This is a genomic window from Bordetella genomosp. 8, from assembly GCF_002119685.1.
In the GTDB taxonomy this organism is placed as follows: domain Bacteria; phylum Pseudomonadota; class Gammaproteobacteria; order Burkholderiales; family Burkholderiaceae_B; genus Bordetella_C.
This window is the reverse complement of the sequence record NZ_CP021108.1, coordinates 3,889,027-3,905,777: the sequence shown is the minus strand read 5'-3', so window position 1 is coordinate 3,905,777 and position 16,751 is coordinate 3,889,027. Positions and strand designations below refer to the sequence as shown.

Genomic DNA, 16,751 nt, shown 5'->3' with positions numbered 1-16,751 from the left:
CCGATGAACTCTCCTTCCACTCCCCCTTCGTCATCCACCCGCGTGGCGGCAATCCAGATGGTGAGCACGCCCATGGTCAGTGAAAATCTGGATGCTGCGTCCCAATTAATCGCAAAAGCGGCCGAATCCGGTGCCCGATTAGTCTCATTGCCGGAATATTTCTGCTTCATGGGACAAAAAGATCACGACAAGCTGGCAATTCGCGAAACCGAGGGCGCCGGCCCGATACAGGAGTTTCTCGCGGACCAGGCGCGCGGCCACGGTATTTATCTGGTTGGCGGAACGATGCCCTTCATCAGCCCCGACGCGGCGCGTGTCTACAACACCTCGCTGGTATATGGGCCTGATGGGAAAGCGTTGGCCCGCTACGACAAAATCCATTTGTTCAATTTCCGGCGTGGCCAGGAATCGTATGACGAGTCGATCGCCATACGGCCGGGAACCGAGGTGCGCACGGTGGATACGCCCTTTGCCAAGGTGGGCCTGTCGGTCTGTTATGACTTGCGGTTCCCGGAGTTGTATCGGGCGCTGGGCCAGGTGGACCTGATCGTCGTCCCCGCCGCGTTCACCTATACGACCGGCAAGGCGCATTGGGAATTGCTGCTGCGTGCGCGCGCCGTCGAAAACCAGTGCTACGTGCTGGCGCCCGCCCAGGGCGGTGTGCATCCCAACGGACGCCGTACCTGGGGGCATTCCATGCTGGTCGATCCCTGGGGCGAGATTGTCGACGTTCTCCCGGAAGGGCCCGGCGTGGCAGGGGGTAACATAGATCCCGCACGGCTTTCCGAGGTGCGTACAGCTCTGCCCGCGCTGCGCCACCGCGTCATGTAAATCCCGAGAGTTGCCGAAATGAAAATAACCGACCCTGACATCCAAGCCCTGGCGACCGCCAAATCCGTCTTGCTCGACCCCTGGGGATTGAGCGAAGCCGACATGGCGCGCGCGCTGGGCGAAATATTCACGCACAAGGTCGATTACGCCGATCTTTATTTCCAGTACACGCGCAGCGAAGGCTGGAGCCTGGAAGAGGGCATCGTCAAGACCGGCAGCTTTTCCATCGGGCAGGGCGTGGGCGTGCGCGCGATCAGCGGCGAGAAAACCGCCTTCGCCTATTCCGATTCACTGTCTCCCGACGCCTTGCTGTCCTCGGCCCGCGCGGTGCGTGGCATCGCGCGCCAGGGCGCCGGCAAGGCCAAGGTGCGCGCGCAGGGCGCGTCGATGGCCCATGACCTGTATCCGGCCGTCGATCCCTTGCTCACCCTCAGCGCGCCCGACAAAGTGGCCATGCTGGAGCGCATCGAACGCATGGCGCGGGCGCGCGATCCGCATGTCATACAGGTCATGGCGGGCTTGGGCGCGGAATACGACGTCATTCTGGTGGCCGGAAGCGACGGCCGGCTGGCTGCGGACGTACGGCCTCTGGTACGCCTGTCGCTGACCGTTATCGTGGAACGCGATGGCCGCCGGGAAATGGGCCATGCCGGGGGCGGCGGCCGGTCCGGCCTGGGCTATTTCACCGATGAAATCATGCGCGGGTATGTCGAACATGCCGTGCACGAGGCCCTGGTAAACCTGGACGCGCGGCCCGCTCCGGCGGGTGAAATGACGGTTGTGCTGGGCTCCGGTTGGCCCGGTATCCTGCTGCATGAGGCGGTAGGCCATGGGCTGGAAGGCGATTTCAATCGCAAGGGTTCCAGCGTTTTCGCCGGACGCATCGGCGAGCGCGTTGCTTCCAAGGGCGTCACGGTGATCGACGACGGCACCTTGCCCGACCGCCGCGGTTCGCTCAACGTGGACGACGAAGGCAATCCCACGCAACGCAATGTCCTGATCGAGGACGGTATCCTGCGCGGCTATATGCAGGACACCATGAACGCGCGCCTCATGAAGACGGCCGCTACTGGCAACGGACGGCGCGAATCGTTCGCCCATTTGCCCATGCCCCGCATGACGAATACTTATATGCTGGGCGGCGATACCCCGCCGGAAGAAATCCTGGCGTCGGTGAAACGTGGGCTGTATGCCGTGAATTTCGGCGGCGGTCAGGTGGATATCACCAGTGGCAAGTTCGTGTTTTCCGCCTCGGAAGCCTACATGATCGAAAACGGCAAGATCAGCTATCCGGTCAAGGGCGCCACGCTGATCGGCAATGGCCCCGACGCCATGACCCGCGTCAGCATGATAGGCAACGATATGCGGCTCGATTCCGGGGTCGGTACCTGCGGCAAGGAAGGCCAGAGCGTCCCGGTCGGCGTGGGTATGCCCACGTTGCGCATGGATGGCCTAACCGTGGGGGGCACGGCTTGAATCCGGCTTTCCGCCATGACCTCCGGCGGTTTTTGTGCTAGGATTTGCCGCCATGTCATTCTGCGCGGCAAAGCCGCACTTTTCATGACCTTCGCAAGCAACCACCGCCTGGGCGGCTCCGCCGCTCGATTTTATTTTTATGGCTTTCCGATGCCGCTGGCGGAGGAAGGGTTGCGCGCAAACTGAAGTTAGCGAATCCCCTCAAAAAAGCCGCCAGCGAACTGGCGGCTTTTTTCATGTCCGCCAGCCTGGCAACGTACCCCAGGAAGGAGCACCACCGTGTCGCACAATACCGACGACTTGCGTATCCGAGAAATCAAGGAATTAACGCCGCCCGCGCATGTCATGCGCGAATTCCCCTGCAGTCAGTCGGTGTCGGACACCGTTTATTCGGCGCGCCAGGCCTTGCATCGGATTCTGCACGGCATGGACGATCGTCTGGCCGTGGTTATCGGGCCGTGCTCCATCCACGATCCCAAGGCAGCGATCGAATACGCCGGCAGGTTGAAGCCGATACGCGATCGGCTGAAAGGGGACCTGGAAATCGTGATGCGGGTCTATTTCGAAAAGCCGCGCACCACCGTCGGCTGGAAGGGTTTGATCAACGATCCCGATCTGGACGGCAGCTTCAACATCAACAAGGGCATACGCGTCGGACGGGAATTGCTGTTGGAAATCAATACGCTGGGACTGCCGGCGGGCTGCGAATTCCTGGACATGATCACGCCGCAATATATTGCCGACCTGGTTTCCTGGGGGGCGATCGGCGCCCGCACCACGGAAAGCCAGGTCCATCGGGAATTGGCATCGGGCCTGTCATGTCCGGTCGGTTTCAAGAACGGCACCGATGGCAATGTCAAAATCGCGGTCGACGCAATCAAGGCGGCCTCACAGCCGCACCATTTCCTGTCGGTCACCAAAGGCGGGCATTCCGCGATCGTTTCGACGGCCGGCAATGAGGATTGCCACGTCATCCTGCGCGGTGGCAAAACGCCCAATTACGACGCCGCCAGTATCGACGCGGCCAGCCAGGACCTGGCGAAATCCGGTTTGGCGCAGCGGCTGATGATCGATACCAGCCATGCCAATAGCAGCAAGAATCCGCAGAACCAGCCGCTGGTCGCGCGGGATATCGGTCGCCAGATCGCCGGCGGCGACGCCCGTATCGTCGGCCTGATGGTCGAAAGCCACCTGCTGGCCGGACGCCAGGACCTGATCCCCGGAAAACCCTTGACCTATGGGCAAAGCATCACCGATGGCTGCATCGATTGGGATGCCTCCGTGGAATTGCTGGAAGGCCTGGCCACCGCGGTGCAGGAACGCCGCCGCGCGACCATCAGCGGCAAGTAGCCGGTGCGGATCCGCGCCGGATGGCGCGGCGTAGAATGGCGGAATCTCCGGTTCGGATAAAAGCGGTTCGGATAAACATATGAACGACTTGACCGATTCCTCGTGGTTGCGGCGCCCCGTGCCGGCGGCGTGTCTGGATGCCCTGCGCGCGGTCGTCGGCGACCGGCTGTCGATGGCGCAGGCGGTGCGCGAGCACCATGGGCATGACGAATCGCCGTACCCGGACGTGCTGCCGGACGCGGTGATCTTCGCCCGGACCACGGAAGAAGTCGCGGCAGTGGCGCGGATATGCAACGAGCATCGCGTGCCCATCGTGGCCTACGGCGCGGGATCCTCGCTGGAGGGGCACCTGCTGCCGGTCCAGGGCGGAATCACGCTGGACCTCTCGGGCATGAATGCGGTATTGGCCGTGCATGCCGAGGATTTCACCGCGACCGTGCAGGCCGGGGTGACCCGCAAGCAGTTGAACGAACACCTGCGCGACAGCGGCCTGTTTTTCCCTGTCGATCCGGGCGCCGATGCCAGCCTGGGCGGCATGGCGGCCACGCGCGCGTCCGGCACCAATGCGGTCCGCTATGGAACCATGCGGGAAAACGTGCTGTCGTTGACGGTCGTTACCGCCGACGGGCGCGTGCTGCGCACGGCGAGCCGGGCGCCCAAGTCATCCGCGGGCTACGACCTCACGCGCATTTTCGTCGGTAGCGAAGGCACGCTGGGCCTGATCACCGAGGTGACGGTCAAGCTGTATCCCCAGCCCGAAGCCGTTTCCGCTGCGGTCTGCAATTTCCCCACGCTGGGCGATGCCGTGGACAGCGTCATCGAGATCATGCAGGCCGGCGTACCGGTGGCCCGCGTGGAATTCATGGATGAATACGCGGTGCGCTCCGTGAACCGGTATAGCAAGCTGGAATTGCGCGAAACGCCGCTGTTGCTGTTCGAATTCCATGGCAGCGCCGCCGGCGTGCAAGAGCAGGCGGACCTGGTACAGGCCATCGTCCGCGACCACGGCGGGATGGATTTCGAATGGGCCAACCGTCCGGAAGACCGCAGCCGTCTATGGGCGGCGCGCCACAACGCCTATTTCGCCGGCCTGCAATTGCGGCCCGGCTGTCGCGCCAGCACCACGGACGTCTGCGTGCCAATTTCCGCCCTGGCCGATTGCGTGCGGGAAACCGCGCGCGACCTGGCCGATGCGCCTTTCCCCTTCACCATCGTCGGCCATGTCGGCGACGGCAATTTCCACGTGTTGATGCTGCTGGACCCCGATAGCCAGGACGAGTGGGACGCATCGGAGCGCATCAACCATGCCCTGGTTCACCGGGCCATCGCGGCCGATGGCACCTGCACGGGCGAGCACGGCATCGGCCTCCACAAGATGGGATACCTGCTGGAGGAGCACGGCCAGGACGCCCTGGCCCTGATGCGCAGCCTCAAGCATGCTTTCGACCCCAACAATATCCTCAACCCGGGCAAGATTTTCCCTTGGTAGCAACCGCGCAACGGCGTTTCCTGCGTTGGGGTAAATCCCTGACTGTGCGATCGCCGCGCGCGCGCTATCTTTGAAGCATGAATACCCTGGTAGAGACCGATCTCACGGATGCGCAGGCGGCGCCCCCGGCGGTGCCGGAGCTGGTGGCCGCGCTGCAGGCCGTCCTGCCGGCGCATTGCGTGCTGTATCGGGAAGAGGACATGCGACCCTATGAGTGCGACGGTTTGTCCCTCTATCGGGCCTTGCCTGCCGTGGTCTGCCTGCCGGAGACCGAAGCCCAGGTGCAGCAGGTCATGCGTGTCTGCAACCGTCTCAGCGCGCCCGTGGTGCCGCGCGGCGCTGGCACGGGCCTGTCGGGCGGGGCGATGCCGCACAGCCAGGGGGTATTGCTGGGCCTGTCGAAGCTGAACCGCGTCAAGCGCATCGACCCCGACAATGCGCTGGCCGTGGTCGAGCCCGGCGTGCGCAACCTGGCGATCTCCGAGGCCGCCGCGGCCTATGGCATGTACTACGCGCCCGATCCATCCAGCCAGATCGCCTGTTCGATAGGGGGCAACGTCGCGGAAAATTCCGGCGGCGTCCGCTGCATGAAGTACGGGCTGACCGTGCACAATATCCTGCGCGTCCGCGTGGTCACCATAGACGGCGACGTCGTCGAACTCGGCAGCGAAGCACCGGACTCGCCCGGCCTGGACCTGCTCGCCGTCTTCATCGGTTCCGAGGGCATGCTGGGCATCGTCACTGAAATCACGGTCAAGCTGCTGCCCAAGCCGGTCTGCGCGCAGGTGGTGCTGGCCAGCTTCCCCAGCGTCGAGGCCGCCGGCAATGCGGTCACGCGGGTCATCGGCGCGGGCATCATCCCGGCCGGGCTGGAGATGATGGACAAGCAGGCCACCCACATGGTCGAACCGTTCGTGAAGGCCGGCTACGACATGGACGCGCAGGCCATCCTGTTGTGCGAGTCGGACGGCACGCAGGAAGAGGTCGCCCACGAAATGGCGCGCATGGAAGCGGTGCTGCAGGACGCCGGCGCAACGCGCCTGCAGGTGTCCACCTCCGAATCCGAGCGACTGCGTTTCTGGGCTGGCCGCAAGAATGCCTTTCCGGCGGCCGGCCGCGTATCGCCGGACTATTACTGCATGGACGGTACCATTCCGCGACGACATCTCGCGCGCGTGCTGAACGCGATCGAACAAATGGAAGACGAGTTCGGGCTGCGTTGCGCCAACGTGTTCCACGCGGGGGACGGCAATCTGCATCCGCTGATCCTTTTCGATTCCAACAAGCCGGACGAGACCGAGCGCGCCGATAAATTCGGCGTCGCGATACTCGAACTGTGCGTACAAGTAGGAGGCACCGTGACGGGAGAGCACGGTGTGGGTATGGAGAAAATCAATCAGATGTGCGTGCAGTTCTCGCGCGAGGAACTGGATACCTTCCTTGCGGTCAAGCGGGCCTTCGATCCGCACTGCCTGCTCAATCCACAGAAGGTGATTCCCACCCTGGCTCGATGCGCGGAGTACGGCAAGATGCACGTACATGGCGGCGAGCTCCGATTCCCGGATCTGTCCCGCTTCTGATCACAGGGTAGTCATGGATTTCGTCCTGTCGGAATTGTGCGACCAGGTCATGACGGCGCGCGCCGGGCACAAGCCGCTATTCATCTGCGGCGGCGGCAGCAAGGCTTTCTATGGCAATCATCGGCCGCTGCGCCCGGAAGACGGGCACTGCCTGCTGGACGTCACTGCCTACCGGGGCATCGTCAATTACCAGCCATCGGAGCTCGTCGTGACCGTGCGCGCCGGCACGCCGCTGCGCGAGCTCGAAGCCGAGCTGGCCGCGGAAGGCCAGATGCTGGCCTTCGAGCCGCCGCATTACGAGTCGTCGGCCACCGTGGGCGGCTGCGTGGCCGCGGGCCTCGCGGGCCCGCGCCGTATGGCGGGCGGCGGCGTGCGCGACTTCGTGCTGGGCGCGCGCGTGCTCGACTCCCATGGCCGTGTCCTGAGTTTCGGCGGCGAGGTGATGAAGAACGTCGCCGGCTATGACGTATCGCGCCTGCTGGCGGGATCGCTCGGCATCTTCGGCGTGCTGCTGGAAGTCTCGTTGAAGGTGCTGCCACGTCCCGTTGCCGAAACCACGCTGATGCTGCCGGCGACCGAAAGCGCCGCGCTGTCCTCGTTCGCCACCTGGCGACGCCTGCCCATGCCAGTGTCCGCCGCGTGCTGGGTACCCGACGATACCGCCGATAACGGCCATATCCGGGTCCGCCTGTCGGGAGCGCCGCCCGCCATCGACGCGGCGCGCGTGCGCATCGGCGGCGAGCCGCTGGATGAGGACCAGGCGCAGGCATTCTGGTCCTCGGTTCGCGAACAGACACACGCATTCTTCGACCGGTCGCGGCCCTTGTGGCGTATCGCCGTGCCGCCCGCGACGGCGCCTCTGCAGCTCGGTCCCACCCTGATCGAATGGGGCGGCGGCCAGCGCTGGCTGAGCGGCCGGTACGACGCGGCGTCGATACGCAGCGCCGCGCAGGGCAGGGGGGGACACGCCACCCTGTTCCGTGCCGCCCTGCGCGAGGACCTTCCCGTCGACGGGGTATTCCAGCCCTTGTCGCCCGGCATCGCGATACTGACTCGACGGCTGAAACAGGAGCTCGATCCTTCCGGCCTGTTCAATCCGGGCCGGCTGGTGCTGGAACTATAGGGACATCATGCAAACCCAAATCGCTTCCTGGGCGCGCGATACGGACTATGGCCGCGAGGCCGACGCGATCCTGCGCCGCTGCGTGCATTGCGGTTTCTGCACCGCCACGTGTCCCACCTACCAGGTGCTGGGCGACGAACTGGACAGCCCGCGCGGCCGCATCTACCTGATCAAGCAGATGCTCGAAGGCGCCGAACCCACCCAGTCCACGCAGCTGCATCTGGACCGCTGCCTGACCTGCCGCAATTGCGAGACCACCTGCCCGTCGGGCGTCGAATATGGACACCTGATCGACATCGGTCGTGGCCTGGTGGAGCAACGTGTCAGCCGCCCCTGGGGCCAGCGCATCAAGCGCACGCTGCTGCGCAAGGGCCTCACCTCACGCTGGTTCGCGCCGGCGATGCGGCTGGGCAAGGCCTTGCGTCCGCTATTGCCGGCCGCCGTGCGCGCCAAGGTGCCGGAGGCGCGCGCCGTCGGCAGCGTGCCGGACGGCCGTGGCCATCGCCGCCAGGTGATCATGCTGTCCGGTTGTGTGCAGCCGTCCATGATGCCCACCATCGATGCGGCCACGATACGGGTCCTGGACGCGCTGGGCATAGGCACCATGGTGCTTGCGGAAGGCGGCTGCTGCGGCGCCATCAACCTGCATCTGGACGACAGCGAAACCGCGCTGGCGCAGATGCGCGCCAACGTCGACGCCTGGTGGCCGCTGGTCGAGAGCGGCAGGGTGGAGGCCATCGTGATGAACGCGTCGGGTTGCGGCGCGATGGTCAAGGAATATGCGCATCATCTGCGCAAGGATCCCGCCTACGCCGACCGCGCGGCGCGTATCGTGTCCATGGTCCGCGACGTCTCGGAAATCGTCGCGCCGCATGCGCGCGAACTGCGGGATCGCTGGGCGCACGTGCCCATGCGGGCGGCCTTCCATCCGCCCTGCACCCTGCAGCATTGGCAAGGCTTGCGGCCCCTGGTCGACACCTTGCTGGCGGACCTGGGATTCGAACTCCAGCCTTTCGCGGACCGGCACCTGTGCTGTGGATCGGCGGGCGCGTATTCGGTCATGCATCCCGAAATGGCGAGATCGCTGCGGGATCGCAAGCTGGCCGCGATCGCACCGGTGGGGCCGGATATGATCCTGTCCGCCAATATCGGCTGCATCACGCATCTGCAGAGCGGCACCGCCACGCCCGTGCGCCACTGGATCGAGGTGCTGGACGAGCGGCTGCGGACCGCCCGCCCCGCCGCCGACGCTACTCCACGGCCTTGACCATATCCTCGATGACTTTCTTGGCGTCGCCAAAGACCATCATCGTCCGGTCCATATAGAACAGTTCGTTGTCCAGGCCGGCGTAGCCGGCCGCCATGGAACGCTTGTTCACGATGATGTTGCGCGCCTTGTAGGCTTCCAGGATGGGCATGCCGGCGATCGGCGACTGCGGATCGTTCTTGGCGGCGGGATTGACGACGTCGTTCGCGCCCAGCACCAATACGACATCGGTCTGGCCGAACTCGCCATTGATATCGTCCATTTCAAACACCTGGTCGTACGGCACCTCGGCCTCGGCCAGCAGTACGTTCATATGGCCCGGCATGCGGCCCGCCACCGGATGGATCGCATAGCGCACCGTTACGCCTTTCGCCGTCAGCTTCGCCGCCAGTTCCTTCAGCGCATGCTGCGCGCGCGCCACCGCCAGGCCATAGCCCGGCACGATGATGACGCTTTCCGCGTTCGTCATCAGGAAGGCCGCATCTTCCGCGCTGCCTGACTTGACGTTGCGCTGCTGCGTCGCCGCGCCGGCATCGGCGGCGCCACCACCATTGCCGAAGCCGCCCAGCAACACGTTGAAGAACGAGCGGTTCATCGCCTTGCACATGATGTACGACAGGATGGCGCCGGACGATCCCACCAGCGAACCCGCGATGATCAGCATGGGGTTGTTCAGCGAGAAGCCGATGCCGGCCGCCGCCCAGCCCGAATAGCTGTTCAGCATCGATACCACGACCGGCATATCGGCGCCGCCGATCGGGATGATGATCAGCACGCCCAGCACGAAGGCGATGACGGTCATCACGATGAAGGGCGTCCAGCCTTCGCTCACGACGAAAGCCACCCCGAAGGCCAGCATGATCAACGCCAGCGCCAGGTTGACGAAGTGCTGGCCCGGAAACACCACCGGCGCGCCCTGGAACAGGCGGAAGCGGTACTTGCCAGACAGCTTGCCGAAGGCGATGACGGATCCTGAAAACGTGATCGCGCCGACGAAGGTGCCGATAAAGATCTCGACGCGGTTGCCCATCGGCAGGGCGGTGCCCATGGGCGCGATGCCGAAGGCGTGAGGCTCGGCGACCACGGCGACCGCGATCGCGACCGCCGCCAGGCCTATCATGCTGTGCATGAAAGCGACCAGCTCGGGCATCTTCGTCATCTCGACGCGGCGCGCCATGATCGTGCCCGCGGTACCGCCGATCAGCAGGCCCAGCAGGACCCAGCCCAGCCCCAGGCCGGCGATGCCGGGACCCGCCAGGCCCACGATCAGCGCGCCCGTCGTCACCACGGCGATCGCCATGCCCGCCATGCCGAAGGCGTTGCCGATGCGGGACGTCCTTGGATGGGACAGCCCTTTCAGCGCCTGGATGAAGCAGATCGATGCCAGCAGATAGAGCAGCGTAACGACGTTCAGCGAGATCATCGCGTCTCCTTCTTTGCCGCCGTCGTGGCAACAGCCGTCGCGCCGGAGGCGGGGCGCTCCTTCTTCTTGAACATCTCGAGCATGCGCCGTGTGACCAGGAAGCCGCCGAAGACATTCACCGCGGCCAGCGCCACGGCCAGCACGCCCATGCCGCGCGCCAGTCCGCCTTCGGTCAGGCCGGCGGCCAGCATGGCGCCGACGATGATGATCGCCGATATCGCATTGGTCACCGCCATCAGCGGCGTGTGCAGGGCCGGCGTGACGTTCCAGACCACGTGGTAGCCCACGTAGACCGCCAGAACGAAGATGATCAGGTTGATCAGGGTAGGACTCAGGGCTTCCATTCAGGACCTCCGAACCACGTTGCCGGCTTCGCAGACCAGGCAGGCCGCGACGATCTCGTCTTCGCGCTGCATGGCCGGCGAGCCGTCCTTGTCCACCAGCAGCTTCAGGAAATCCATCACGTTGCGCGCGTAGAGCGCGGACGCGTCGGTGGGCACCAGCGCGGGCAGGTTGGTCAGGCCGACCAGCGTGACGCCATGCTTTTCCACCACCTGGCCTTTTTCCGACAGGGGGCAGTTGCCGCCGCGCTCGACCGCCAGGTCCACCAGCACCGAGCCGGGCTTCATCGCCTGCACCGTTTCCGCGGACACCAGCGTGGGCGCGGGCCGTCCGGGGATCAGCGCGGTCGTGATGACGATGTCCGCCTGCTTGCAGCGCTCCGAAACCAGCGCGGCCTGGCGGGCCATCCAGGCAGCCGGCATGGGGCGGGCATAACCGCCGACACCCTGCGCGATCTCGCGTTCTTCATCGGTCTCGAACGGCACGTCGATGAATTTCGCGCCCAGCGATTCGACCTGTTCCTTGGCGGCGGGCCGCACGTCGGAGGCTTCCACCACCGCGCCCAGGCGCCGCGCCGTCGCGATGGCCTGCAGGCCGGCGACGCCGGCACCCAGCACCACCGCGCGCGCGGCTTTCAGGGTGCCGGCGGCGGTCATCATCATGGGAAACAGTCGGCCGTAGTAGTGGGCGGCCAGCAGGACCGCCTTGTATCCGGCCAGGTTGGCCTGCGACGACAGGACGTCCAGGCTTTGCGCCCGGGTGATGCGGGGCGCGGCCTCCAGGGCGAAGCCCGTGACGCCGGTCGCCGCCAACCGGGCGAGGCCCTCGCTGTCGTAAGGGTCCAGCATGCCGACCAGGATGGCGCCAGGCTTGAGCGCTCCCAGGCCGCCGGCGTCGGGCATGCGTACCGTCAGGACCATGTCGGCGCCCAGGGCGTCCGTCCTGGAGCCGGCGCTGGCGCCGGCCGCCTCGTATGCCTGGTCGGGATAACGCGCGGCGTCCCCGGCCCCGCGTTCCACAATGACGGAATTGCCGCCCGCCACGTACTTCTTGACGGTCTCGGGTGTCGCCGCCACGCGGGTTTCCCCCTCCAGGGTCTCTCGCGGTATTCCGATACGCATGCGTTCTCCTCGTCGGATATCGGGCCGCTGACACTTATACACGACTTGCCCGTCCGTGGCCTCAGTGAAACCACCGGGTAAAATGCGTCTTATGTCCTCCACTGCTCCAACCAAAGGCCGCGTCGTCGTCGGCATGTCCGGCGGCGTCGATTCTTCCGTGACGGCCTGGCTTCTCAAACAGCAAGGCTACGAAGTCATCGGCCTGTTCATGAAGAACTGGGAAGACGATGACGACTCCGAGTATTGTTCGACGCGCCAGGACTGGCTGGACGCCGCCAGCGTCGCTGACCGGGTGGGCGTCGATATCGAAGCCGTGAACTTCGCGGCGGAGTACAAGGACCGCGTCTTCGCCGAATTCCTGCGCGAATATTCGGCGGGCCGCACGCCCAACCCCGACGTGTTGTGCAACGCCGAGATCAAGTTCAAGGCTTTTCTCGACCACGCCATGAGCCTGGGCGCGGATCTGATCGCGACCGGCCATTACGCCCGCGTGCGGGCCGTGGAAACCTCGGACGGCGCCCGCTATCAGTTGCTGAAAGCGTTGGACGGTACCAAGGACCAGAGTTATTTCCTGCACCGGCTGAACCAGGCGCAGCTGTCCCGCACCATGTTCCCCCTGGGCGAGATTCCGAAGACCCAGGTGCGCCGCATCGCCCACGAAATCGGCCTGCACAACGCCGCCAAAAAGGACTCCACAGGCATCTGCTTCATCGGCGAGCGTCCTTTCCGCGAGTTCCTGAACCGTTATCTGCCGACGGCGCCCGGGCCCATCCTGACGCCCGAAGGCCAGCGCGTGGGCACCCATACGGGCCTGTCGTTCTACACGCTGGGCCAACGCAAGGGCATAGGCATAGGGGGCGTCAAGGGGCGGCAGCGCGATGACGGCACCGCCGAAGCCTGGTATGCCGCGCGCAAGGACCTGCCGGGCAACACGCTTTATGTCGTACAGGGCCATGATCATCCATGGCTGCTGTCCGGCTCCCTGGCCGCGCAGGACGCCAGCTGGATCGCGGGCCATCCCCCCGCCAGCGGGGACTATGCCGCCAAGACTCGCTATCGCCAATCCGATGCCGCATGCACGCTGCGCGGCGCCGAAGGCGGGGCTTTCACGCTGGACTTCCCGCAAGCGCAGTGGGCCGTCACGCCGGGCCAGTCGGCTGTGCTCTACGACGGTGACATTTGCCTGGGAGGCGGTATCATCGCGTCCCAATGATCATAACGATGGGAGCGGGACGTGGATATTCCGATGTTGATTTGCCTGTTGCTGCTGGGGGCGGGCGCAGGTTTCGCGGCGGGCTTGCTGGGGATAGGCGGGGGCATGGTGCTGGTGCCTTTCCTGACCATGATCTTCGGCTGGCAAGGCATGGACGAGGATCTCATCGTGCACGCCGCCATCGCCACGTCGATGACGTCCATCCTGTTCACCTCGATTTCCAGCGTGCGGGCCCATCATGCGGCGGGCGCGGTGATCTGGCGCATCGCGTTCGCCATGGCGCCCGGGCTGATCGTCGGCGGGCTGCTGGCGGGCGGCGCCGTATTCGCGGCCTTGCACACCGGCTGGTTGTCAGCCTTCTTTGCCGTCTTCGTGTTGTATTCCGGCTACTCGATGCTGCGCAACACCAAGCCCAAGCCCTCGCGCCAGATGCCTGGCGTCGTCGGCACGTCCACCGCCGGGGTGGGCATCGGCTTCATTTCCGGATTGGTGGGGGCGGGCGGCGGCTTTCTGTCGGTGCCCTTCATGATCTGGTGCAACGTGCCGCTACGCAACGCGGTCGCGACGTCGGCGGCACTGGGCTTTCCCATTGCCCTGGCCAATAGCACCGGCTATGTGGTGTCGGGGCTGCGCGAAGCCGGCCACACCCCGGGAATGCTCGGCTATATCTACTGGCCGGCGCTGCTGGCGCTGGTGTGCACCAGCGTGTTCACGGCGCCCCTGGGCGCTCGCGCCGCGCATACCTTGCCGGTCGCGACGGTCAAGCGCATCTTCGCCTATCTGCTTTTCGCCCTGGCTATCTTCATGGCCTACAAGGCCTGGCGCGCGTTCAGCTGAGACCGCGGGTGCCGTTCACGCCGGGGTGGGCGGCGCCGTATCGATGAAGGATTGCCGCGTCGACAGCTTGTCGAACAGGCGGGCCAGGTTGGCATGGCCCGCGCGCCAGTCCAGGTCAGGGAAGCGCAATACCAGGTAGCCCAGGGCGCAACCCACCGCGACATCCGCCAGGCTATGGTTGATGCCCATGCAATGGGCATGCTCGCCCAGGCTCTTGTTCATCGCGTCCAGGCTGGCGTTGATCTTGCCGTACTGGCGGGCGATCCACTCGTCGTTGCGCACGGCGTCCGGACGCTGCCTTTCCTTGACGATCCCCACGGCGGCATCCAGCACGCCGTCGGCGATGGCTTCCCAGCATTTCACGGCGGCGCGTTCGCGGCCGGACTGCGGAATCAGCCGGGCAACAGGGGAAAGGGTGTCGAGATACTCGACGATGACGCGGGAATCGAACAGCGCGCCGCCGTCTTCCATGACCAGGCAGGGCACCTTGCCCAGCGGGTTGTATTGCTGGATCTTCGTCTCGGCGGACCAGACGTCCTCGAGCTCAAAGCGGTAATCCAGTTTCTTCTCCGCCATGACGATCCGTACCTTACGTACGTACGGGCTAGTAAGGGAGCCTATCAGTTTCATGGATGCACGGTCATAGTCGGAAAGCGGGCGGCAGTATAGCAGGATGATGCCACGGCAGAACGCGGCTGACGCGCCCGGCGGGCCGCGATAAGGGTGGCGGAACCGCGGATGATAAAATCGCGCCGCTTTTCCGCGGTTTTCAATACTCGATCCGGTTCTTTATCCTGCTCATGCATATAGCCCCCGCCCTCAGTTCGCTCAATGCGCTTTCCCCCCTGGACGGCCGATACGCCTCGCGCGGCGATGCCCTGCGCGGACTGTTGTCCGAAGCCGGTTTCATGGCGCACCGCGTCGAAGTGGAAGTGGCCTGGCTGGCAGCCCTGGCCGACGCCGGCCTGCCGGAGTTGCCGCGCTTTTCCGCCGATGCCCAGGCGCGCCTGCGCGCGATCGTCGACGATTTCACCGAAGCGGATGCCGCCCGGATCAAGGAAATCGAGCGCGTCACCAACCATGATGTCAAGGCGGTGGAGTACTGGCTGAAGGAAAAGGTCGCCGATCACGTCGAGTTATCCCGGGCCGCGGAGTTCATACATTTCGCGTGTACTTCGGAAGATATCAACAACACCTCGCATGCGCTCATGTTGTCGCGCGCGTGCAACGGTGTTTTGGTCCCGACCCTGCAGAAAGTGCGCGACAAGCTGGCGGCGATGGCCGTCGCCCATGCCGACCAGCCCATGCTGTCGCGCACGCATGGCCAGCCCGCCAGCCCGACCACGCTGGGCAAGGAGTTCGCCAACGTCGCGGCGCGGCTGGGCCGGGCGCTGGATGCCATCCGCGCGGTGCAGCCGCTGGCCAAGCTCAACGGCGCCACCGGCAATTACAACGCCCACCTTTCCGCCTATCCCGAAGTCGACTGGCCGGCGTTCAGCCAGCGCGTGCTGCAGGGGCTGGGACTGACGCAAAATCGCCACACGATCCAGATCGAGCCGCATGACTGGATGGCCGCCTTGTTCGACGCCGTGGCGCGCGCCAACATCATCGTCCTGGATCTGGACCGCGACGTATGGGGCTACGTGTCGCTGGGGTATTTCAAGCAGCGCCTGAAGGAAGGCGAAGTCGGGTCGTCGACCATGCCGCACAAGGTCAATCCGATCGATTTCGAGAACTCCGAAGGGAACATCGGCCTGGCCAACGCCATGTTGCGCCACCTGGCCGACAAGCTGCCCGTCTCGCGCTGGCAGCGCGACCTGACCGATTCGACGGTGCTGCGCAATCTGGGCGTGGCGTTCGGCTACTGCATGGTGGCATGGGACGCCTGCCTGCGCGGCCTGGACAAGCTCGAGGTCAATAAGGCGGCGATCGACGCGGACATCGACGGTTGCTGGGAAGTCCTTGCCGAGCCTGTCCAGACGGTGATGCGCCGCTACGGCCTGCCGCAACCGTATGAGCAGTTGAAGGCGCTGACCCGAGGCAAGGGCATTACCGAGTCCGCCCTGCGAGAGTTCATCCAGGGCCTTGCTTTGCCTGAGGACGCCAAGACCCGCCTGCTGGATATGACGCCACGTTCCTATATCGGGCTGGCGGCCGAACTGGCCCGGGCATTGTAAAAAAGACAATCCTCAGTGCAAAGGCCGGCAAGCTTGCCGGCCTTTTTGTTTGCCTGGCCGCCCATGATGTCCAGGGGCGTTGCATTTCCTAAAGGCTTTGTGTCTGTGCGATTCGCCAGGAATGGCGCTATTTCACCACGTCCCCATTTCTACGACCACCCCGGGCGAAGCCCCTTCCCAGGGAAAGCAGGGCTGAACGACCCCAGGCACGCGGCTTGCGATACCCCCGGCAACAACCTGTTGGGCGATACGCAATGGAAGTTTTCGCAAAAACCTTCAACGCTTGGGGCGCCACCCTGACCGTGGATCCGGATGGGCAAGGCCGATACAGCTGGAAGATCCTGATCGAGGACCGCCGACTCGGTGAGCCGCGCGTGCAGTGCATCGAGTCTCCCGTCGGCTTTCCGTCGGTCGACGAAACGATCCTGGACGGCCGGACTGCACTGGAAGAGCTGGAGCCCGCTCCCTTCCCGTCCGATACCTGAAGCATTTCCCGCGCCGGCCCGCTGCGGACGAGCCGGC

The 16,751-nt window shown here is 65.0% G+C and carries 16 protein-coding genes; 12 read left to right on the top strand and 4 right to left on the bottom strand.

Features of this window, described 5'->3' with window-relative positions; translation table 11 throughout:
- The first annotated feature begins 3 nt into the window (after positions 1-3).
- The 8 genes from CAL12_RS17790 to glcF all read left to right on the top strand — a co-directional run bounded on the left by CAL12_RS17790 (position 4) and on the right by glcF (position 9,116).
- A complete protein-coding gene (locus CAL12_RS17790) occupies positions 4-831 on the top strand; it encodes a carbon-nitrogen hydrolase family protein (RefSeq protein WP_086065852.1) in 828 nt (275 codons plus the stop codon).
- 18 nt (positions 832-849) lie between these two features.
- Entirely contained in the window at positions 850-2,307 is a 1,458-nt protein-coding gene (tldD, locus tag CAL12_RS17785) for a metalloprotease TldD (protein ID WP_086065851.1), read from the top strand.
- A gap of 15 nt (positions 2,308-2,322) precedes the next feature.
- Positions 2,323-2,493, top strand: a complete 171-nt coding sequence (locus CAL12_RS28115) for a hypothetical protein (protein ID WP_157793023.1) — start codon at positions 2,323-2,325, stop codon at positions 2,491-2,493.
- 93 nt (positions 2,494-2,586) lie between these two features.
- Positions 2,587-3,657, top strand: a complete 1,071-nt coding sequence (gene aroG / locus CAL12_RS17780; RefSeq protein WP_086065850.1) for a 3-deoxy-7-phosphoheptulonate synthase AroG — start codon at positions 2,587-2,589, stop codon at positions 3,655-3,657.
- A 79-nt stretch (positions 3,658-3,736) separates the two neighbouring features.
- Positions 3,737-5,146: an FAD-binding oxidoreductase gene (locus CAL12_RS17775; RefSeq protein WP_086065849.1), complete on the top strand. Its 1,410-nt coding sequence runs from the start codon at positions 3,737-3,739 to the stop codon at positions 5,144-5,146.
- 77 nt (positions 5,147-5,223) lie between these two features.
- A complete protein-coding gene (locus CAL12_RS17770; protein WP_086065848.1) occupies positions 5,224-6,726 on the top strand; it encodes an FAD-linked oxidase C-terminal domain-containing protein in 1,503 nt (500 codons plus the stop codon).
- 13 nt (positions 6,727-6,739) lie between these two features.
- Positions 6,740-7,849, top strand: coding sequence for a glycolate oxidase subunit GlcE (gene glcE / locus CAL12_RS17765; protein ID WP_086065847.1), 1,110 nt, complete (start codon positions 6,740-6,742; stop codon positions 7,847-7,849).
- Between the two features lie 7 nt (positions 7,850-7,856).
- Positions 7,857-9,116 carry a glycolate oxidase subunit GlcF gene (gene glcF / locus CAL12_RS17760; protein ID WP_086065846.1) on the top strand — a complete coding sequence of 420 codons (1,260 nt, stop codon included), beginning with the start codon at positions 7,857-7,859 and terminating at the stop codon, positions 9,114-9,116.
- On the opposite strand, the gene CAL12_RS17755 is transcribed toward glcF, so the two are convergent.
- Genes CAL12_RS17755 through CAL12_RS17745 form a run of 3 tightly spaced genes read right to left on the bottom strand, consistent with a single transcriptional unit; the run spans position 9,100 to position 12,002 of the window.
- Positions 9,100-10,539, bottom strand: a complete 1,440-nt coding sequence (locus tag CAL12_RS17755) for an NAD(P)(+) transhydrogenase (Re/Si-specific) subunit beta (protein ID WP_086065845.1) — start codon at positions 10,537-10,539, stop codon at positions 9,100-9,102. The genes glcF and CAL12_RS17755 overlap by 17 nt on opposite strands.
- On the bottom strand, positions 10,536-10,883 hold the full coding sequence (locus tag CAL12_RS17750; RefSeq protein WP_086065844.1) for an NAD(P) transhydrogenase subunit alpha: 348 nt from the start codon (positions 10,881-10,883) through the stop codon (positions 10,536-10,538). Before CAL12_RS17750 ends, CAL12_RS17755 begins: the two co-directional genes overlap by 4 nt.
- Entirely contained in the window at positions 10,884-12,002 is a 1,119-nt protein-coding gene (locus CAL12_RS17745) for a Re/Si-specific NAD(P)(+) transhydrogenase subunit alpha (RefSeq protein ID WP_086065843.1), read from the bottom strand.
- Positions 12,003-12,093: 91 nt separating this feature from the next.
- Here CAL12_RS17745 and mnmA point away from each other — a divergent pair, with 91 nt between their 5' ends.
- Together mnmA and CAL12_RS17735 are read left to right on the top strand one after the other, a co-directional pair.
- Complete coding sequence (gene mnmA / locus CAL12_RS17740; protein WP_086065842.1) at positions 12,094-13,215, top strand: tRNA 2-thiouridine(34) synthase MnmA; 1,122 nt, start codon at positions 12,094-12,096, stop codon at positions 13,213-13,215.
- Between the two features lie 21 nt (positions 13,216-13,236).
- Complete coding sequence (locus tag CAL12_RS17735) at positions 13,237-14,052, top strand: sulfite exporter TauE/SafE family protein (RefSeq protein WP_086065841.1); 816 nt, start codon at positions 13,237-13,239, stop codon at positions 14,050-14,052.
- A gap of 15 nt (positions 14,053-14,067) precedes the next feature.
- Here CAL12_RS17735 and CAL12_RS17730 read toward each other — a convergent pair whose 3' ends face one another.
- Positions 14,068-14,682: a glutathione S-transferase gene (locus tag CAL12_RS17730; protein ID WP_086065840.1), complete on the bottom strand. Its 615-nt coding sequence runs from the start codon at positions 14,680-14,682 to the stop codon at positions 14,068-14,070.
- A 170-nt stretch (positions 14,683-14,852) separates the two neighbouring features.
- Here CAL12_RS17730 and purB point away from each other — a divergent pair, with 170 nt between their 5' ends.
- Entirely contained in the window at positions 14,853-16,229 is a 1,377-nt protein-coding gene (gene purB, locus CAL12_RS17725; RefSeq protein WP_086065839.1) for an adenylosuccinate lyase, read from the top strand.
- 254 nt (positions 16,230-16,483) lie between these two features.
- Positions 16,484-16,714, top strand: a complete 231-nt coding sequence (locus CAL12_RS17720; protein WP_086065838.1) for a hypothetical protein — start codon at positions 16,484-16,486, stop codon at positions 16,712-16,714.
- Positions 16,715-16,751 lie beyond the last annotated feature (37 nt).